Source organism: Marivita sp. GX14005, assembly GCF_023370775.1.
Classification (GTDB): Bacteria; Pseudomonadota; Alphaproteobacteria; order Rhodobacterales; family Rhodobacteraceae; genus Marivita.
On sequence record NZ_JAMCCQ010000001.1, the window covers coordinates 702,090 to 721,773 of the forward strand.

At 64.0% G+C, this 19,684-nt stretch carries 16 protein-coding genes; 7 read left to right on the forward strand and 9 right to left on the reverse strand.

All coding sequences use genetic code 11. The features are described 5' to 3' along the window. Nucleotides 1–145 precede the first annotated feature (145 nt). Nucleotides 146–2,470 (forward strand): ATP-dependent Clp protease ATP-binding subunit ClpA, encoded by a 2,325-nt coding sequence (clpA, locus tag M3465_RS03660; protein ID WP_249500338.1) that lies wholly within the window; start codon nucleotides 146–148, stop codon nucleotides 2,468–2,470. A gap of 83 nt (nucleotides 2,471–2,553) precedes the next feature. On the opposite strand, the gene M3465_RS03665 is transcribed toward clpA, so the two are convergent. From M3465_RS03665 to M3465_RS03675, 3 genes are all read right to left on the reverse strand, one after another. After that, a complete protein-coding gene (locus M3465_RS03665) occupies nucleotides 2,554–4,419 on the reverse strand; it encodes a peptidoglycan -binding protein (protein ID WP_249500339.1) in 1,866 nt (621 codons plus the stop codon). Between the two features lie 3 nt (nucleotides 4,420–4,422). Beyond that, nucleotides 4,423–5,610: a biopolymer transporter ExbB gene (locus M3465_RS03670; RefSeq protein WP_249500340.1), complete on the reverse strand. Its 1,188-nt coding sequence runs from the start codon at nucleotides 5,608–5,610 to the stop codon at nucleotides 4,423–4,425. Nucleotides 5,611–5,684: 74 nt separating this feature from the next. Further along, on the reverse strand, nucleotides 5,685–6,215 hold the full coding sequence (locus tag M3465_RS03675) for a gamma-glutamylcyclotransferase (protein WP_249500341.1): 531 nt from the start codon (nucleotides 6,213–6,215) through the stop codon (nucleotides 5,685–5,687). Nucleotides 6,216–6,281: 66 nt separating this feature from the next. Here M3465_RS03675 and M3465_RS03680 point away from each other — a divergent pair, with 66 nt between their 5' ends. From M3465_RS03680 to M3465_RS03690, 3 genes are all read left to right on the forward strand, one after another. Further along, nucleotides 6,282–7,256, forward strand: a complete 975-nt coding sequence (locus M3465_RS03680) for a DUF2125 domain-containing protein (protein WP_249500342.1) — start codon at nucleotides 6,282–6,284, stop codon at nucleotides 7,254–7,256. A gap of 54 nt (nucleotides 7,257–7,310) precedes the next feature. Next, on the forward strand, nucleotides 7,311–8,585 hold the full coding sequence (locus M3465_RS03685; protein ID WP_249500343.1) for an acetylornithine deacetylase/succinyl-diaminopimelate desuccinylase family protein: 1,275 nt from the start codon (nucleotides 7,311–7,313) through the stop codon (nucleotides 8,583–8,585). Nucleotides 8,586–8,729: 144 nt separating this feature from the next. Beyond that, nucleotides 8,730–10,205, forward strand: coding sequence for an ABC transporter substrate-binding protein (locus M3465_RS03690; RefSeq protein WP_249500344.1), 1,476 nt, complete (start codon nucleotides 8,730–8,732; stop codon nucleotides 10,203–10,205). Here M3465_RS03690 and M3465_RS03695 read toward each other — a convergent pair whose 3' ends face one another. Then, complete coding sequence (locus M3465_RS03695) at nucleotides 10,206–11,246, reverse strand: NAD(P)/FAD-dependent oxidoreductase (RefSeq protein ID WP_249500345.1); 1,041 nt, start codon at nucleotides 11,244–11,246, stop codon at nucleotides 10,206–10,208. It abuts the gene before it with no gap. A gap of 47 nt (nucleotides 11,247–11,293) precedes the next feature. Here M3465_RS03695 and mnmC2 point away from each other — a divergent pair, with 47 nt between their 5' ends. Both mnmC2 and M3465_RS03705 read left to right on the forward strand, forming a co-directional pair. Next, a complete protein-coding gene (gene mnmC2 / locus M3465_RS03700; RefSeq protein ID WP_249500346.1) occupies nucleotides 11,294–11,971 on the forward strand; it encodes a tRNA (5-methylaminomethyl-2-thiouridine)(34)-methyltransferase MnmC2 in 678 nt (225 codons plus the stop codon). Continuing rightward, on the forward strand, nucleotides 11,968–12,849 hold the full coding sequence (locus M3465_RS03705) for a DMT family transporter (RefSeq protein WP_249500347.1): 882 nt from the start codon (nucleotides 11,968–11,970) through the stop codon (nucleotides 12,847–12,849). The genes mnmC2 and M3465_RS03705 overlap by 4 nt, the downstream gene beginning before the upstream one ends. Here M3465_RS03705 and M3465_RS03710 read toward each other — a convergent pair. Then, nucleotides 12,814–14,778, reverse strand: coding sequence for a lytic transglycosylase domain-containing protein (locus tag M3465_RS03710; protein WP_249500348.1), 1,965 nt, complete (start codon nucleotides 14,776–14,778; stop codon nucleotides 12,814–12,816). The two genes, M3465_RS03705 and M3465_RS03710, sit on opposite strands and share 36 nt — an antisense overlap. 126 nt (nucleotides 14,779–14,904) lie before the next feature. On the opposite strand from M3465_RS03710, the gene dapA reads away from it, so the two are divergent. After that, nucleotides 14,905–15,780, forward strand: a complete 876-nt coding sequence (dapA, locus tag M3465_RS03715) for a 4-hydroxy-tetrahydrodipicolinate synthase (protein ID WP_249500349.1) — start codon at nucleotides 14,905–14,907, stop codon at nucleotides 15,778–15,780. A 76-nt stretch (nucleotides 15,781–15,856) separates the two neighbouring features. On the opposite strand, the gene M3465_RS03720 is transcribed toward dapA, so the two are convergent. The 4 genes from M3465_RS03720 to lspA form a co-directional block, all read right to left on the reverse strand. Beyond that, nucleotides 15,857–17,182 (reverse strand): M16 family metallopeptidase, encoded by a 1,326-nt coding sequence (locus tag M3465_RS03720; RefSeq protein ID WP_249500350.1) that lies wholly within the window; start codon nucleotides 17,180–17,182, stop codon nucleotides 15,857–15,859. After that, entirely contained in the window at nucleotides 17,179–18,522 is a 1,344-nt protein-coding gene (locus M3465_RS03725) for a M16 family metallopeptidase (protein WP_249500351.1), read from the reverse strand. The genes M3465_RS03720 and M3465_RS03725 overlap by 4 nt, the downstream gene beginning before the upstream one ends. Before the next feature lie 80 nt (nucleotides 18,523–18,602). Beyond that, nucleotides 18,603–19,124 carry a DUF3035 domain-containing protein gene (locus tag M3465_RS03730; RefSeq protein ID WP_249500352.1) on the reverse strand — a complete coding sequence of 174 codons (522 nt, stop codon included), beginning with the start codon at nucleotides 19,122–19,124 and terminating at the stop codon, nucleotides 18,603–18,605. A gap of 36 nt (nucleotides 19,125–19,160) precedes the next feature. Then, nucleotides 19,161–19,652 (reverse strand): signal peptidase II, encoded by a 492-nt coding sequence (gene lspA, locus M3465_RS03735; RefSeq protein ID WP_249500353.1) that lies wholly within the window; start codon nucleotides 19,650–19,652, stop codon nucleotides 19,161–19,163. Between the last annotated feature and the right edge of the window lie 32 nt (nucleotides 19,653–19,684).

The following is a 19,684-nucleotide window of genomic DNA, read 5'->3' on the forward strand; positions in this document are numbered from 1 at the left end:
CGCGGAAATTCGGGATGTTGTGATCGGTGAAGGCGCAGAAAAAACTTGAAGCTTTGTCGGTAACGACCAAACTTTAATACTAAGATGACAGTTGTGCCCTACTCTCCCTTCCACGGCATGACGCAATACAGAAGGAGCACCCCCCGTGCCTTCATTCTCGAACACCCTTGAGCAGGCAATTCACTCGGCGCTGGCGCTCGCCAACTCCCGATCTCACGAATTCGCGACGCTCGAACACCTGCTTCTCGCCCTGATCGACGAGCCTGATGCCGCACGCGTCATGAAGGCCTGTTCCGTCGATACCGAAGAGCTGCGCAACACGCTCGTCGATTACATCGACGACGATCTGTCGAATCTGGTGACGGATATCGAAGGCTCCGAAGCGGTGCCGACCGCCGCATTCCAGCGTGTGATCCAGCGCGCGGCGATCCATGTTCAAAGCTCCGGCCGGTCCGAGGTGACGGGCGCAAATGTGCTCGTCGCGATCTTTGCCGAGCGCGAAAGCAATGCCGCTTATTTCCTGCAGGATCAGGACATGACGCGCTATGATGCGGTGAATTTCATCGCGCATGGCGTGGCGAAGAACCCCGCTTACGGCGAAAGCCGCCCCGTCACCGGCGCGACCGAAGCCGAGCAGGATGCGCAGACGCAGGATGCGCCGGGCGAGCAGAAGGAATCCGCGCTGGCGAAATACTGCGTCGATCTGAACGCCAAATCGCGCGAGGGCGATATCGACCCGCTGATCGGCCGCAACGCGGAGGTGGAGCGCTGCATCCAGGTGCTGTGCCGCCGCCGCAAGAACAACCCGCTTCTGGTGGGCGATCCGGGCGTGGGCAAGACCGCCATCGCCGAAGGTCTGGCGCGCAAGATCGTGCAGGGGGAAACCCCGGCGGTTCTGGCGAATACCACCATCTATTCGCTCGACATGGGTGCGCTGCTGGCCGGAACGCGCTATCGCGGCGATTTCGAGGAGCGGCTGAAGGCCGTCGTGACCGAGCTGGAGGAACATCCCGACGCGGTGCTGTTCATCGACGAGATCCATACCGTGATCGGTGCCGGCGCAACATCCGGCGGGGCGATGGACGCGTCCAACCTGCTCAAGCCCGCGCTGCAGGGCGGCAAGCTGCGCACAATGGGGTCGACCACCTACAAGGAATTCCGCCAGCATTTCGAGAAGGACCGCGCCCTGAGCCGCCGGTTCCAGAAGATCGACGTGAACGAGCCGACGGTGGAAGATACGATCAAGATCCTCAAGGGTCTCAAGCCCTATTTCGAGGAGCATCACAGCATCAAGTATACTGCCGATGCGATCAAATCGGCAGTGGAACTTTCGGCGCGTTACATCAACGACCGCAAGCTGCCCGACAGCGCCATCGACGTGATCGACGAGGCCGGAGCGGCGCAGCATCTCGTGGCCGAATCCAAGCGGCGCAAGACGCTCGGCGCAAAGGAGATCGAGGCGGTCGTGGCGAAAATCGCGCGTATCCCGCCGAAAAGCGTTTCCAAGGACGATGCCGAAGTCCTCAAGGATCTCGAATCGAGCCTCAAGCGCGTGGTCTTCGGACAGGATGCCGCCATCGAGGCGCTGTCCTCGGCGATCAAGCTGGCACGTGCCGGTCTGCGCGAGCCGGAAAAGCCTATTGGCAACTACCTCTTCGCCGGCCCCACCGGCGTCGGCAAGACGGAAGTCGCGCGGCAGTTGGCCGATACGCTCGGTGTCGAGCTGTTGCGGTTCGATATGTCCGAATACATGGAGAAACATGCCGTGAGCCGCCTGATCGGCGCGCCTCCGGGCTATGTCGGGTTCGATCAGGGCGGGCAACTGACCGATGGCGTGGACCAGCATCCGCATTGCGTCCTGTTGCTGGACGAGATCGAGAAGGCACATCCGGACGTCTACAACATCCTGCTTCAGGTCATGGATCACGGCGCGCTGACCGATCACAATGGGCGGACCGTCAGCTTCCGCAACGTGATCCTCATCATGACCTCGAACGCGGGCGCGACCGAGCAGGCCAAGGCGGCCATCGGATTTGGCCGCGACCGCCGCGAGGGCGAGGATACGGCGGCGATCGAACGCACCTTCACGCCGGAATTCCGCAACCGTCTGGACGCGGTCATTTCCTTCGCTCCGCTGCCGAAATCGACGATCCTGCGCGTGGTCGAAAAGTTCGTTCTCCAGCTCGAGGCGCAGCTGATGGATCGCAATGTTACCATCGAGTTGACGGAACCTGCCGCCGCATGGCTGGCCGACAAGGGTTATGACGACAAGATGGGCGCCCGCCCGCTGGCCCGCGTCATTCAGGAGCATATCAAGAAGCCGCTCGCCGAGGAGCTTTTGTTCGGCAAGCTTTCCAAGGGCGGTGTGGTGCGCGTTTCGGTCAAGGACGACAAGCTCGTTCTCGATCTCGACGGGCCGGACAGCCCGCGCCTATCGAGCAAGAAGCCTCCGCTTCTGACGGCGGAGTAGGACGCGCCGCAAAAGTGAAACCAAAAGCGCCCGCGACGATCCTGTCGCGGGCGCTTTTTCATTTTCTCCGGTATCCGCCCAGCCTATTGCTCGGTCAGTTTCAGCTCGATCCGGCGGTTTTGCGCGCGCGCCTCGGCGGTATCGGCGCTGTTGATCGGCTGATATTCCCCGAACCCGTTGGCCGCGAGGCGCTGTGGCGGAATACCAAGATCGTCGATCATATAGCGCACCACCGACAGTGCGCGCGCCTGCGACAATTCCCAGTTGTCGGCAAACTCGCCAAGCCCCGACAGCGGCAGATCGTCGGTATGGCCGTCCACGCGGATGATCCAGTCGATCTCTTGAGGGATATCCTGCGCGACATCGCGCAGGATCGCGGCGACATTGGCGATCTGAGCCTGCCCTTCGGGCGATAGCGACGCCTCGGCCGGCGGGAACAGCACTTCGGAGGAAAAGACGAACCGGTCGCCTTCGATGCGCACACCTTCGCGCGACCCCAGCACATCGCGCAGCCGGCCGAAAAACTCCGAGCGGTAGCGTTCGAGATCCTGCTTTTCCCCCTCCAGCCGCGCGCGTTCTTCCTCAAGCCGCTTGCGCTCCGCCTCTTCGAGCTGCCTGCGCCGCCGCTCTTCGGACGCAACGCGCGCCAGCGCGGCGTTCAATTCGCTGCCAAGCGTCTGAAGCTGGATCTGCGCTTCGGTATCGCGCAGCTGCGCATCGTCGAGCAATGCCTGAACCGCCGACAATTGGCGCCGAAGCGCGCCGACTTGTTGGTTCAGCGCCTCGGTCTGCAACTGTGCCTCATCGGCCCGCTGGCTTTCCTCGGCCAGCCTCTCGCGCGCCTGTGCCAAAAGCGCCTGGCGCTCTTCCGCTTCGGAAAGCCGCGCGCTCGTTTCCGTCTCCGCCGCGATTTTGGCGGCGAGCGCTGCGGCAAGCTGATCGCGAATATCGGCAAGCGTCGCCTCCGTATCGGTGCGGTCCATCTGCTCCGCGTCCAGATCGGCCTCGAGCCCTTCGATCCGCGCCGCTTGCGCATCGAGCCGCGCTTGCAGATCCGCTACCGTCTCCTCGCCCTCCGTCAGCGCGGCGGCGAGCCGTGCGTTCAGCCCTTCCTCGGCGTCGCGCGACGCCGCCAGAAGCGTCAGCGTTTCCTCCGCGCGTGCGCGCTGCTCCTCAAGCGCAAGCGTCATCGCGGTCAATTCCGCATCCGCATTCTCCAGCCGCGTGCGCAACGCAACCGCCGCTTCGGCCTCAGCCAATTTGGCCGCTTCTTCGTCGGACAGTTGCGCCTCAAGCGTTTCGACCCGCCCGCGCAAAGCGCCAATCTCCGTTTCCGTTTCCGCGCTGCGCGCGCGCAAATCGGCGACCAGCGCCTGCAGCGCTTCGCGGCGCGCCGCGGCAAGACGGGCGGTTTCCGCCTGTGCATCGATTTCATCGCGCGCCTGCACCAGAGCGAGGTCGAGCGCGTCGCGCTCGCCTTGCAGTCGATCACGCGCCTGCGACAGATCGGCTGCCCGGTCCTGCGCCGCATCGCGCTCGGACAGAAGCCCGGCCACCTGCTCCTCGAAGGACGCGATGCGCGCATCCGCCTGCGCCAGCGCCGCAGCCTGCCGTTCCCGCGTTGCCGAAAGCGATGCGATGATCGCGTCCTGTTCGGTCAGACGGGTTTCCGCGTCATCAAGCGTCGCGGTCAGCGCGCCCAGATCATTGCGCAGCGCGGTTGTGCGCTGCCGTTCCACGCCCAGCGCGCGTGACAGTTCCGAAAGCTCGGAAGAGAGCCTGTCCAGCTGCGTTTCCTGCCCGGTGATGGTGTCGCGCAGCACCGCCTGCACGACCATGAAGATCGTCAGAACGAACATCAGGACCAACAACAGCCCGGTCATCGCATCCACGAAACCGGGCCAGATCGACGCTTGGAACCGCGCCCCGGTGCGGCGAGACAGCGCCACGGCCTAGCCCTCGTCCTTTCGCAGGAGCCGCGCGGGACTGCGCGCGATCCGCTCCATCGTGCGGCTGATCGCACCCAGATCGGTGCGCAGCTCTGCCATCGATTCCTGCCGCCCGGCCGAGATTTCCTCGAGGATGCGCAACATCTGCACATCAATGGACCGAAGCCGCATCCGGCTTTCGGCATCCAGCCCCTCGTTGCCGGATTTATGCTCGATCACGTCGATCAGCCGTTCCTGCCCTTCGGCGATGCGCGCGAAGGCGGAAGCCGAGGGCGCGGTCGCCTCCATCCGTTCGGTCATCCGCTCCAGCGCATCGCCAAGCTGCCCCAGACGGCTCTCGACCTCGGCGCGCCCTTCCTCGGACTGCGCGAAGAGCAATTGCAGCGATTCCATGTTTCCGACCATCTGGTCCATCAGAACCGCCGTCACATCGGCGTCCGCCGTGCCCTCCTCGCCGCTCGAAAAACCGAGCCGCGTGATCGAGCTGAGCCATTCCTCGAGCTCGCGGTAAAACCTGTTCTGCCCATGCCCGGCGAAAAGCTCCAGCAGACCGACGACCAGCGATCCGGCCAGCCCGAGCAATGAGGACGCGAACGCCACCCCCATGCCGGAGAGTTGGCTGTCGAGCCCGTCCATCAACCGCGCGAACACTTCCGTCCCGCTTTCCCCTTCCTCGGGCGCGAGCCCCCGGATCGTATCGACCAAAGCGGGAACCGTCGTGGCGAGCCCGTAGAACGTGCCCAGAAGCCCGAGGAAAATCAGAAGGCTGACGATATAGCGCGTGATCTCGCGCGCCTCGTCGATCCGGGTGGCGACGGAATCGAGGATGGACCGCGTTGACGCGGTGTTGATCTGCATCCGCCGCCCGCGCGTGCGCAAGAGCGTTGCCAGCGGCGCAAGCAGAAGCGGCGCCTGTGTGCGGAACCCGCCATCGCCCTGCCGTGCGAAGGCTTCGATCCAGCGCACCGATTTGATGAGCTGCGCGACCTGCCAGAAACACGCCAGAACGCCGATACCGAAGACGAAGAGGATAAATCCGTTCAGGTAGGGGTTCGCCTCGAACACAGGAAGAACGCGCGGCAAGGCCAGAAACGCGCCGGAGCCGGTCAGCCCCAGAACGACGAGCATCAACAGCACCTGCCGGACAGGTTGCGAAAAATGTGGCTCGGCCTCGAAGTCCGGCTGGTCCATACGGACAGTTCCTGACGCGCGTTTCTTGTTCTTCGAAGCCGACACTAGGCTGTTCGTGGCAAATCGCCAAGCCGTTAAGCGGTCAGCCCGCGAACCCTATCGCTCAACCACTCCAGATCGGGGTCGGGAATGCCGATCTCGGACAGATGGGATGCGGTGTTGAACAGATATTCGCTGTTGGGACCGCGCCCGCCACTGGCCCGCGCGATGATCCGCGCCTGTTCCTCCAGATCGAGCGCGCCGCAATATTGCACGTGATCGGGATCGATCACGTAGGTCACCGCCGTCACCTCGCCGCCATCGACCAATTCGACGGGCAGGACCTTTTCGAGATAAGCGGCGGAGACAAGTTCGCGCTCGCGCAGATAGGCCATCGTCGCATCGAGTTCGGCCTCGTGCATCTTCATCGCCAAACCGTCGCAAACGCTACCGGGCTGCTCATCCAGCGCGAGGACAAGCCCCGGGTCGGTTTCCGTCCCCCGATGATGGATCGAGCGCATACAGAAGCTGCGCGCGAACCCCCTGAGCCGGGCACGGGCGGTCACCACCGGCGTGAATCCGGGGTTCCACAAGAGCGATCCATATCCGAAAACCCAAAGCGTCATCTGTCTGGTCCTGCTGATCGAGGCACGATAAACACCAAAACAGCATTGGAAAAAAGGGGTGCGCCCGTGAAAAGACTTCTTGCGGTCATCGCGCTGGCCGCTCTCGTCTATGGCGGTTGGTGGGTCTATGCTGCCCAGAGCCTTCGCGGCGCGGTGGAAAACGGGTTCGCCATGCTGCGCACGGATGGCTGGACGGCGGGCTATGACGATCTGTCGGTGCGCGGTTTTCCGAACCGGACCGACCTGACGGTGACCGGCCCGCGACTGACCTCCCCGGACGGGCGCATCGCGTGGCGCGCGCCGTTCGTGCAGATGCTCGGCCTGAGCTACAACCGCGATCACGTCATCCTGGCCTGGCCCGATGCACAATCCCTGCGGATCGGAAATACCGATGTCGCGATCACCTCCGACGGGCTGCGCGCCAGCGTCGTCAAAAAGGACGGCGCTTTGCTGCGCAGCAATCTCGAAGCGCCGGTTCTAAATATCTCGACACCTGAGGGATCGGCTGCCTTTGCTGGCGTGACAGCGGCGCTGGAGAAGATCGAACCGCTGAACGCGTCCTACCGCCTTGCGGTCATTGCCGACCGGATTGCGCTGTCCGCCCCGCCCATCGGCGGCGGCAATGCGCCCGACTCGCTGTCGGATCTGCGCGTCGATCTGGCATTCGAACTCGATGCGCCATTGCGCCTCGATCGCTTGTCCGCCGCGCCGCGCCCGGTTCAAATTGCCGTCAGGCACAGCGAAATCAGCTACGGCGCGCTCACCATCAAACTCTCAGGCGACGCCCGTATCGGTCCCGACGGCTATCCGACGGGCGAGGTTCGCATCATGTCGAACAATTGGCGCGCCGCGCTGGAAGCCGCCCGCGACAGGGGGCATCTGCCGCGCCGCATGGCCGATCGCCTAATCGAGATGCTGACCCTGCTGTCAGGGCTCAGCGGTGCCCGCGATACGCTGGATGTGACGCTGGGTCTCAGACGCGGCGGCGTGTTTCTCGGGCCGCTGAAAATAGGTCAACTGCCCCCGTTTCCGCTGCGCTGACCCTTGCCTTCCAAAGGCACCCCCGCGAGACTGCGGCCCCGGGAGGAAGAACGCATGACATCGAGCCCGCTCAAACGCATAGACGCGGCGCGCGACGATCTCGTCGCGCTGACGCGAGATCTCATCGCCATTCCCACGCTGAACCCGCCGGGGCGCGACTATGCCGCCATATGCTCCTATCTGGACACCCGGCTCTCCGCATCGGGTTTCGATACGACATGGGTCCGTGCCGAAGGCGCTCCCGGCGACAGCGAGGCCCATCCGCGCTGGAACCTGATCGCCCGCCACGACGGCGCGCGCAGCGGCGACTGCGTTCATTTCAACTCGCATACCGATGTGGTCGAGATCGGTAAGGGATGGACTCGCGATCCCTTCGGCGGCACGGTCGAGGGCGACAGGATTTACGGGCGCGGCGCCTGCGACATGAAAGGCGGGCTTGCTGCGTCGATCATCGCTGCCGAAGCGTTCATAGCCGAACACCCGGACTATCAGGGTGCCATAGAGATCAGCGGCACGGCGGACGAGGAATCGGGCGGCTATGGCGGTGTGGCCCATCTGGCCGAACGAGGCTGGTTCGATCCGGCCCGCGTTCAGCATGTCATCATCCCCGAACCGCTCGGCAAGGACCGCATCTGCCTCGGTCATCGTGGCGGCTGGTGGGCCGAGATCGAAACAAGGGGCGAGATCGCGCATGGCTCCATGCCTTTCCTCGGCGATTGCGCCATCCGCCATATGGGCGCGGTGCTGCAGGCCTTCGAAGACCGGCTCTTCCCGGCGATGGCGGCGCGCCTGACCGACATGCCGGTGGTTCCCGATGGCGCGCGCCAATCGACCATGAACATCAATTCCGTGCATGGCGGCCAGCCGGAACAGGCAACGGGCGATACCGGGCTGCCGGCCCATTGCGTGCCGGACAGTTGCCGCATCGTGGTCGACCGCCGCTTCCTGATGGAGGAACCGGTCGATGGCGTGCGACAGGAAGTGATCGACTTGCTGGAGGATCTCAAATCCCGCCGCCCGAATTTCGATTACGAAATCCGCGAGCTTAACCGCGTGACCCCCTCGATGACGGACAAGACCGCCCCTGTCGTGCAAACCGTCCACGCCGCCATCGAGGACGTGTTTGGCCACGCGCCGGGCTACGTCGCCTCGCCGGGCAGCTACGATCAGAAGCATATCGACCGCATCGGTAGGCTGCGCAACTGCATCGCATACGGGCCCGGCATCCTCGAACTGGCGCACAAACCGGATGAATGGGTCGGCATCACCGATATGCTGGACAGCGCCAAGGTCATGGCGCGCACGCTCGAAAAACTGCTCCTGCCCTGATCTTCTCCGTTTTCCAAATATCTCGGGGAGCACGAGGGCTGGCCCCTCGTTCCACCCGCCGTCACGGGCGCGGCGGCGACATGCAAGGACTTGATCGGCAGACGATTTGACATGACACTCCCCGCAACCAACCGGAGGGACGACATGACCAAACATTTCCTGCGCGGAGCCGCGCTCGCGGCGCTGCTCGGCGCGCCTGCCCTGGCGCAGCAATCAGACATCACCATCGCCCTGCAACTCGAACCGCCCCACCTCGATCCAACGAGCGCGGCCGCCGGGGCCATCGACTCGGTGCTCTATTCCAATGTGTTCGAGGGGCTGACGCGTTTTGCGTCCGACGGCTCGGTCGTTCCCGGCCTCGCATCCGACTGGGAGATCAGCGTGGATGGCAAAACCTACACCTTCACGCTGCGCGACGGCGTGACCTTCCATGACGGCACGGCGATGGATGCCGAGGATGTGAAATTCACGCTCGACCGCGCGCGCGCCGAAGACAGTGCCAATGCCCAAAAGGCGCTATTCGAGGGGATCGAAGAGGTCACCGCCATCGATCCGCGAACCGTTGAAGTGAACCTCAAGGCGCCCGATGGCAATTTCCTCTTCAACCTCGCCTGGGGCGACGCCGTGATCGTCGCGCCCGAAAGCATCGAGACCATCAAGCAGACCCCCATCGGCACCGGCCCATTCATCTTTGAGGAATGGGTGCAGGGTGACAGGATCGAGCTCATGCGCAACCCCGGCTACTGGGGCGAGGCGCCCGCGCTGGAGGCCGCGACCTTCAAGTTCATCTCCGATCCGACCGCCGCCTTCGCCGCGATGATGGCCCAGGATATCGACGCTTTCGCCGGTTTCCCCGCCCCTGAGAACCTGCCCCAGTTCGAGGCCGATCCGCGGTTTCAGGTGCTGGTCGGCTCGACCGAAGGCGAGACGATCCTGGCGATGAACCACAAGCAACCGCCCTTCGACGACAAGCGCGTCAGGCAGGCCGTCGCTCATGCCATCGACCGGCAGGCGATCATCGACGGCGCGATGTTCGGCCAGGGCACGCCCATCGGCACCCATTTCGCACCGCACAATCCCGATTACGTCGATCTGACGGGGCAATCCCCCCATGATCCCGAAAAGGCCAAGGCCTTGCTCGACGAAGCGGGGCTTCCCGATGGTTTCACCACCACCTTGAAACTGCCGCCCCCTTCCTATGCCCGCCGCGGCGGCGAGATCATCGCAGCGCAACTTCGCGAAGTGGGGATCAAGACCGAGATCACCAATCTCGAATGGGCGCAATGGCTCGAAGAGGTGTTTCGCGGCAAGGATTTCGGCCTGACCATCGTCAGTCATACCGAGCCTTTCGACATCGGCATCTACGCGCGTCCGGATTACTATTTCCAGTATGACAATCCCGAGCTTCAGGATCTGATGAAAACTTTGGGCGAGACAACCGATCCCGCCCGGCGTTCAGAACTGATTGCCAAGGCACAGCGGATCGTCGCGGACGATTACGTCAACGCCTATCTGTTTCAGCTGGCTTTCCCCACCGTCGCGGATGCGCGGCTTCGCGGGCTTTGGAAGAACCAGCCGACGCAGGCAACCGATCTCACCGGCGTATCCTGGGCTGAATGATCACAATGACGCCGCGATGCGAAACCCCTCGGGAATCGTGTCGCGGCCACCCAGCAGCAGGTCGGCCATGACATGCGCCACTTTCGGCGCCATGCCGAAGCCGATCTTGAAACCGCCATTGGCGATGAAATGCCCCGGCCGGTCCGGCCATGCGCCCAGCATCGGGGCGCGCGAGCGTGCACGCGGGCGCACGCCGGCCCAACGGTCGATCACGGGTGCATCGGCCAGCACCGGCAAGGCGACGCGCGCGCGGGCGATCAGATCGTCGCATCGCGCATCGGTGCTGCCGGGGTCGTCGAACTCCCGTTCGCTGGTCGAGCCTATCGCGACGGTGCCGTTCGCGTGCGGCACGATATGCAAGCCCTCCACGAAGATTTGTGCCGCATCGGGCGCGGCATATTCGAACGCGGCCGATTGGCCCTTGATCCCGGCACCGACCGGCTTGCCCAAAGCGTCTGATAGATCGCGCAGGCCTTGCCAGCCGGTCGCCCAGATCACAGCGCCGCGGTCCGGCGCGTCGGCCTGAACCTCGACCCCGCGTGATTTCAGCGCGGCAACCAGCGCTGCGCCGGCAAGGCGCGGGTGCATCCGCGCCGTCAGCGTGTCGTGGATCAGGTAGCCGGTGGGCGAGGCAGGTGCGAAATCGCCCGCCTCGCTGGCCGATATCAACCGCCAGTCCGCGCGGCCCCGCCAAAGCGTCTTCGCCCCTTCGGCTCGTTCACTCGCAAGCCTCAGGCCCGCCTCATCGACAATCGGCTGCAAACGGCCCGTCCGCGCATAGCCGGGATCGGCCCCGCCAGCGGCCTTTACCTCGGCCCAGAAATCTTCCGCCATGAGCAGGCTGTCGAGTTGAAACGCCTTCTTGTCGTTCCAGTTCTCCGGCACATGCGGCGCCAGCGCGCCGACCAGCCCGCCGCTCGATCCCGCGCCGGGACCGAAAGGGTCAACTAGTTGCACCCGCGCGCCGCGTTGCGCCAGAACCCATGCGATCGAAAGCCCGAATATGCCCGCCCCGCGCACCGTGAACTCTGCCATTGCCATTCGCCTCGCCCCTCGCCACTGTCGCGCCGCATCTAGGGGATGGCGCGATGATTGACCAGACAAGGGCGCTCGATTGGCGCGACGGCGATGTGCCTGTCTCGCGGCGCTTCGACGATCCGTATTTCTCGCTCGATGACGGGCTGGCGGAAACACGACATGTGTTCCTGCATGGCAATCGCTTGCCCGCGCGCTTTCGGGACGGGTTTCACGTTGCCGAGCTTGGCTTCGGCACCGGGCTGAACCTGCTCGCGGCGCTGCATCTTTGGCGCGAAACGGGGCAAAGCGGCGTCTTGCATTTCACGACTTTCGAAGCCTACCCCCTGCCGCCCGAAGACATGATCCGCGCGCAATCGCGTTTCGCCGAACTCGACGCTGTTGCAAAGGATCTCCGCCCATTCTGGGAACAGGATGCGCGCGAGATATCCCTGTCCGACCTGCGGTTTCGGCTGATCGAGGGCGATGCGCGGCGGACCATCCGGCAAATCGACCACCCTGTCGATGCCTGGTTTCTCGACGGGTTTTCCCCGGCCAAGAACCCTGAACTGTGGGAACCGGCACTATTGGCAGAGGCCGCGCGGCACACCGCGCCGGGCGGCACCGCCGCCACTTATACCGCCGCCGGCCACGTGCGCCGTGCGCTGGATGCGGCGGGGCTTGTCACGCGCCGCATCCCCGGCTACGGGCGCAAGCGACACATGACCGTCGCGCAAAAGGCCGCTGGATGACCACCGTAACCCACAGCACCCAGAACAACACGCTCGGCATCTGGCTGATGGTGGCGGTTACGCTCGTTTTCGCGGTGCAGGACGGGCTTTCGCAATATCTGGCAAGCACCTACAACGTGCTGATGATCGTGATGATCCGCTACTGGTTCTTCGCGGCTTTCGTCATCGTCATAGCGACCCGCCGCGCGGGCGGGGTGCGCGCGGCCGCCGCGACGCGCCAACCCAGGCTTCAAGCCTTCCGCGGCCTGCTGCTCGTTGGCGAGATCTGCGTGATGGTGTTGTCTTTCACGTATCTCGGCCTCGTGGAGACCCATGCCGTCTTTGCCTGCTACCCGCTCTTGATCGCAGCGCTGTCGGGGCCGGTCCTCGGCGAATATGTCGGCTGGCGGCGCTACGCGGCTGTTGCGGTCGGCTTCATCGGCATCCTGATCGTCTTGCAACCGGGGCTCGCGGTGTTTTCACCCTATGCGATATTGCCCGCCTTCGCGGCGCTGATGTTCGCGCTTTATGGGCTGCTGACACGCTATGCCGCCCGGCGCGACAGTGCCGCGACGAGCTTCTTCTGGACGGGAACGGTCGGCGCGGTCGCCATCACGCTTGCCGGGATCTGGTTCTGGGAACCGATGGTCGCACCGGATTGGCTTTTCATGGCCATGCTTTGCGTCACCGGGGCGCTTGGTCATTTCCTGCTGATCAAATGCTACGATGTCGCGGAGGCCAGCGCGGTGCAGCCCTTTGCCTATCTGCAACTGCCTTTCGCCATCAGCATCGGGCTTCTGGTGTTCGGCGAAACCGTTGAGCCACATGTGCTTCTCGGCGGTGGATTGATCGTGTCGGCCGGCCTATTCACCCTCTGGCGCGCGCGGCAGAAGGGTTGATCCGGCCAGTTCCTCGGAAAACGGAACGGGATGCGGCGGCTTGCCGAGCCGCGCGCGATAGACAGGCAGGCTTTCCGTCACCCGCATGACGTAGTTCCGCGTTTCGGTGAACGGGATATGCTCGATCCAGTCGACGATCGCGGCCGGATCACCGCGCGGGTCGCCGCGCTCGTTCATCCAGCGTTCGGGGCGGCTTGGCCCGGCGTTGTAGCCGGCAGCGATCATCACCGCGTTCCCGCCGAACTGCCGCGCCAGCCGTTCGAGATAGGCGCTTCCGAGAACGGCGTTATAGGCCGGATCGGCGATCAGTTTCGGTTCGGAATATTCGACCTGTAGCCAACCCGCCACCTCCTGCGCAGTTCCGGGCATCACCTGCATCAGCCCACGCGCCCCGACAGGGGAAATGACACGCGGGTCGAATTCCGATTCGCGCCGGGCGATGGCGAGGACAAGCTCGGGCGGAACGGGAAGTTGCGTGTCCGCCACCGGGTGCAGCGGATAATAAGGCGCATGGACTTCATGCCCGTATTGCGCCGCGCGCTTGCCGAGCATCACCTGAATATGCGGCAATTCCAGCTCGGCGAGCATCCGCCCCATCTGCCCGATCTCGCGGCGGTCCAGACTTTCGGCAAGATGCGTCAGGAACCGTTCGGCCAGCGCCGGTTCCTCGGCATCGAGCAGCAGGATCGCCGCTTTGAAGACAGAGCTTTGCGTGAAATCCGCATCGCGCCAATCGTCGAACGCCTCCTTGCCGGACAAGTGCGGATCGGGCGCGATCCCGCCCCGTTCGGCGGCGAGCAAACCGTAGAAGGTTGTCTGATACTGGCCGCCGAACGCATAAGCGCGTGTGGCTTCGTCATCGTTCCCGGCCGCCTCATGTGCACGGCCCAGCCAGTAGCCCGCCCGGCCTAGCGAAATCGGCGTTTCGACCGCGCCCCGAAAGGCCTCGAAATGCGACACGGCCCGCTGCGGCTCTTCGAGGAACCGCAGGGACAGATACCCAGCCAGCCATTCCAGATCCGCAAAGCGCGATCCATTTTCGAGATGGTGGTTTGCCGCAAGGTCATAAGCCACGCGATGCTCCCCGGCGCGCATGATCCGCCGGACCAAAAGCGCGCGCTGGCCGGCCCACGCCTCCGGCCTGCCAAGCGTATCGGAAGAGCGCGAGCGATCGCGCAGAAGCCGCACCGCATCCTCGATCCGGCCCTTGCGCATACGCCAGCCGAACCGCTCGAACGCGAGGCCGGGATCCTCCTTGAGCGCCTCGGGCACCGCTTCGATCAAAGCATCAACCCCCGGCGCATCGGCGCGCAGGGCGATCCGTGCCTTCGCGAGCGTGTGCCAGCCCTCACTCACCAGCGGCAGCATCGCCTGCGCATTGCGCGTCCAGCCGTTCCACAGCATCGCGTCCAGCCGCTCGGTATGGTAATCGGCCAGAATATCGTCGAATGAGGCCAGAAATGCGGCGCGTTCCTCGTCCACAAGCGACAGCGTTTTCCAGGCGCGGATCACCGTGGCTTCTGCGGCATCGCTTTTCCCGGCCACCAGCTGCGCCCGCGCAAGCGACAGCGCACCAGCGCCGGTTTCCGGCACATTGGTCTCATAGAAAGCCAGGATCTCTTCGGACGGGGCCGCGACCATCGCGCCTTCGCTCTTCGCGCGCAGATAGGGCAAGCCGGGCCAATCCGGGTTTCGCGTCAAAAACGCCTGCACCTCCCGCACCGAGCCCAGCCCGGACCGCAGGTAATGCCATAAGATGACATCGAGCGCTTCCTGCCCGTCGCCCCGCGCCTCGATCTGCGCGGCGGCCCAGTTGCCATCGCGCATCGCTTCCATCGCGCGTTCCAGAGGGCGCTTGGGAGGCTGCGCGGCGGACATGGCTGGCAGGAGAAGCAAAATCACCGCCAGAAACGCCTTGAACCGAATCATGCTTGCATTTTCCCCATTGAAACAGGATAGACGGCTCGCCAAGGATACGCCGCCCCTTTCGAGCTTCAACTCACATCTGCGGGACGGGTTTCCCCGACGGCACCATGAGAAAAAAGGAGCGTGACGATGTTCAAAGGGTCGATGCCTGCACTGGTCACACCGTTCAAGAACGGTGCAGTGGATTACGACACGCTCAAACATCTGGTCGATTGGCATGTCGAGCAAGGCAGCCATGGCCTCGTTCCCGTCGGCACCACGGGCGAGAGCCCGACGCTCAGCCATGAGGAGCACGAAGACGTCGTGACCTGCGTGGTCGAGGCGGCGGCGGGGCGCATTCCGGTGATCGCCGGGGCGGGGTCGAACAACACCGACGAGACGATCCGCTTCGTGCAACACGCCGAAGCCACCGGTGCGCAGGCCGCACTTGTCGTGACGCCCTACTACAACAAGCCGACACAAAACGGGCTGATCCGCCATTTCACCATGGTGCATGATGCCTGCAACCTGCCGATCATCATCTACAACATCCCAGGCCGGTCCGTTGTCGACATGCTCCCGCACACGATGGGAGAGCTGGCGAAACTTCCGCGCATCGTCGGGGTCAAGGACGCCACCGGCGATCTTGCCCGCGTCTGCGCCCAGCGGATCACCTGCGGGCCGGATTTCATCCAGCTTTCGGGCGAGGACGCGACCGCGCATGGCTACAATGCGCAAGGCGGGGTCGGTTGCATTTCTGTCACGGCCAATGCGGCGCCGGCCCTCTGCGCCGAGCTTCAGGAAGCGACGCTCGCCGGCGATTACGCGAAAGCGCTGACGATCCAGGATCGGCTGATGCCGCTGCATCACGCGATTTTTGTGGAACCGGGCCTGTGCGGGGCAAAATACGCGATGCACCGGCAAGGGCTTTGCGAGGAGGATATGCGTCCACCGCTCTTTCCGGTGACGCAGCCGACGCGCGATCTGATCGATTCCGCGCTCCGCCATGCGGGGCTTTTGAACTGAGGCGTAAACTCATCGATGAGTTTATGAAATCAGTCAACTGATTTCGGGCCGCGCGGGTTCGCGCGGCCTTTCGCTCTTACTGGTTTGCGTCTTCGAGGTCGTCCGGCTGTCCCACCACGACGAACCGAAGCGCCTCGGGCTTGAGGATACGCGCCGCGACGCGCTGGATATCCTCCAGCGTGATCGCCTCGATCATGTCGTTGCGCTCGGACACATAGCTTGCCGGCAACCCGTCCATCTGCATCCCGACTAGAATATTGGCGATCTGGCCATTCCCGTCGAACCGCAGCGGATAGGCCCCCGTCAGATAGGTCTTGGCGCTCTCCAGCTCTTCCTCGGTCACGCCGGTTTCGGCCATCTTCGCCCATTCGTCCCGGATCACTTCGATGGCCTCGGCCATGCGGTCATTGGCGCTCGACACGCGGCCAAGATAGAGCGCGGCGTGATCTTTCGGAACGAGATAGCTGTAGACGCCATAGGTCAGCCCACGCTTCTCGCGCACCTCCTCCATCAGTCGCGCCTCGAACCCGCCGCCGCCGAGGATTTCGTTCAGGACATAGGCGGCGAGGAAATCGGGATCGTCGCGGGCCAGCCCGTCATGGCCGAAGACCGCGACCGATTGGGGCACGTCGAAGGGCACGACCGTAACGCCCGCCTCGGTCGAAACGTCGATATCCTCCGGCAGCGCCGCGCCGGTCTGCGGCAGATCGGCCAGAAGCGTATCGAGCGCGCCGGCAAGCTCCTCGGGCGTGATCGCGCCGGCTGCTCCGACATGGACGCGGTCGCGGGCCAGCGCGCCCTCATGCGCCTCAACAAGATCCTCGCGTTCGAGCGCGGCGAGGCTGTCCAGCGTGCCTTCGATGCGCGATCCGTAGGGGTGATCGCCGAACGCGCGTTCGTTGAACTGCATCGAGGCGATCGCGTCCGGATCCTGCGCATCCGAGCGAATGACCGAAGCAATCTGCGCGCGGACGCGGTCGATGGCGTCCTGATCGAAACGCGGCTGCGTCAGCGCCTTGCGCAGCAGATCGAGCGCTTCGTCCTGATTTTCCTTCAGAAACCGGGCCGAAACGGAAACAGCGTCATCGCCCACGTCGAAGCGGAAACTGGCGGCCAGCGCTTCGGCCTCTTCCGCGAAGGCACGCGCGTCCATGTCGCCCGCGCCCTCTTCAAGCAGGCCGACCATCAGGTTGGTCGCACCGCGTTTGCCCGGCGCATCGAGCGACGCGCCGCCCCGAAAGCGCAGCTCGAGCGCGACAATGGGGATCGAATGTTCCTCGACAAGCCACGCCTCGACGCCGCTTTCGGTCTCGACCTCGGCAATGTCGATCTCGGCTTGAAGCGGCAGGGCGAAGAGCAGCCCAGCCGTCAGCGCGGCGGTGAATTTTCCGATGAAGCTCATTGTGTCACCTCTGCATCATTGCGCAGGAACCCGGTGACCGCTCGATCACGGTCGAACACCTCCCGCGCCGCGGCGACGATTTCCTCGCCGGTGATGGACTGAACGATATCGGGCCACGCGTTCACGTCTTCGATTGTCAGCCCGGAGGTCAGCGCAGAGCCATAAAGACGCGCCAGCGAATTAGCATTGTCGAGCGCGTAGGTCTGCGCCGCGCGGAACTGGAACTTGATGCGCTCGAGCTGTTCGGGATCGACGCCGTTTTCCAGGAACTCCGCGATCACTCGGTCCATATCGGCTTCCGCCTGCTCCAGCGTGATGCCTTCGGATGGCATGTTGATCAGCCCGAATGTCGTGTCGTCGAGCGACAGCCCGCTGTAGAATGCCCCGGTATAGACGGACCGCTTCTCCTCGAACTGAAGCGCTTGCGGCAAAACCGACGTTTGCGAGCCGCCAAGGATTTCCGCAAGCAGGGTCAACGCCGCTGCCTTTCGCTGATCCCCCGGGTCACGCTCGGGGGCGAGATAGCTGCGCATGACGTAAGGTTGCGCGACGCGCGGATCGGTAAAGGTGATACGCCGCTCGGCCATCTGCGGCGGTTCCTGCGGACGCGTCCGCTCGGGCAGCTCGTCATTTGCCGGAATGGGTCCGTAATGCTGTTTGGCGAGCGTCAGAACGTCATCGGGTTCCACATCGCCAGCAACAACGAGCACCGCATTGTTCGGTGAGTAGAATTTCTCGTAATAAGCGAGCGCATCGTCCAGATCGAGATTGACCATCTCGTGCCGCCATCCGATCACCGGCGTGCCGTAGGGGTGATTGAGAAACTGCGCCGCCGTGCTTTGTTCGCGGAAAAGCGCGCCGGGATCGTTCTCGACCCGCTGATTGCGTTCCTCGATGATCACGTCGCGTTCGGTCAGGATGTCCTCGCGGTCCAGTTGAAGGTTCTTCATCCGGTCCGCTTCAAGCTCCATCATCAGGCCGAGCCGGTCGGCGGCGACGCGCTGAAAATAGCCCGTGTAGTCATAGCTGGTGAACGCGTTGTCCGTGCCGCCCTGTGCCTTGACGATTTCGCTGAACTCGCCGGGCGCTCGTGTTTCGGTGCCCTTGAAAAGCAGATGTTCGAGAAAATGCGCAACACCCGAAACGCCCGGTTCTTCGTCGGCCGAACCGGCGCGATACCAGACCATATGCACGACGGCAGGCGCGCGGTGATCCTCGATCACCACGACATCCATGCCGTTATCAAGCTCGAAGCTGGTGACCTGATCCTGAATCGTCTGCGCGCTGAGCGGCGCGGCAGCCAGAAAGCACGCCCCGGCAAGGGCAATCAAACGGCGCATAGGCAATCTCTCCTTGGTTATGGCACCAAGCTACGATCCGCACCGCCGGTTTCAAGCGCATCAACAGATTTGTGAGCCGCTTATTGCGGTGGCGGGGCCGAAGGGGTCACCGCACCGCCGCGGCGCGCCGCTTCGAGCACCGGGTAGGGATCGAGCGACTGGCGGCGATACGCGTCGTTGTAGGTGTCGGTCTTGAACAGGCGCCAGTTGAACAGGGATTTGCGTTCGCGGAACGCCTGATCCTCCACGGCCAGTTCCTGCCGGATCGCGGGTGCGCGGCCGAAACGAGAAGCACGCGCCACAAGTGCCTGATCGCCAGCTCCAATACCCGCCCCGGCATCGAGCCGCGACGGCGCGCCGCCCAGAGCGGCCACGGCATCCTTGAGCGGAGTCTGGTCCGTCCGGTTCGCCCCGCCGGGCGTCGGCTGCGGCAGCGCAAGTGTTTGCGGCACTTCCAGCGGTTTGTTGGGCACGATCGAAAACTCTTCGGGCGCGCCGGCAGGGTTGCGCAGTTGGCGCAGATTGGTCTCGCCATCTTCGCCCTGCCCCGCGCTGCACGCGCCAAGGGCCACCAGTGCCAGTATCATGATCTTGCGCGGCATCGCTGCGGCCTGCCTCCGTTTTCGCCTCACCCTGCTTTAACCGATCGCATCGCCCCCGTCACGGGGCGTTTTGCTTTCCGAGAAAAGCGCCAGCCCGATGGCGCCGACGAACACCGAAATATCGGCAACGTTGAACGCATACGGATTGTCGAGCCCGCAGCACGACATGTTCAGGAAATCCGCCACCGCGCCATAGAACAGCCGGTCCACCACATTGCCCAGCGCGCCGCCGATCAGGAGCCCGGCAAAGATCAGCCCCGTTGTGCCCGGCGGCGACCGGCGCATCCAGACCAGAACGAACAGCACGATCCCCAGTGCGACCGAGATCAGAACCCAGCGCGTCCAGTCCGTATTGCCGGAGAAGAGGCCGAAATTGATCCCCGTGTTCCATGCCATGCGAAAGTTCAGATAGGGCGGCAGCACGTCGATTGAGCCGCGCCGCGCCAGGTCCATCACATGCACGACCCACCATTTCGACAGCTGGTCGATCACGAACACCGCAAGAGCGACAAGGGCGACAAGGCGCATCGGCGCAATCCTTCGGTTTGGCCCGCCAGGCG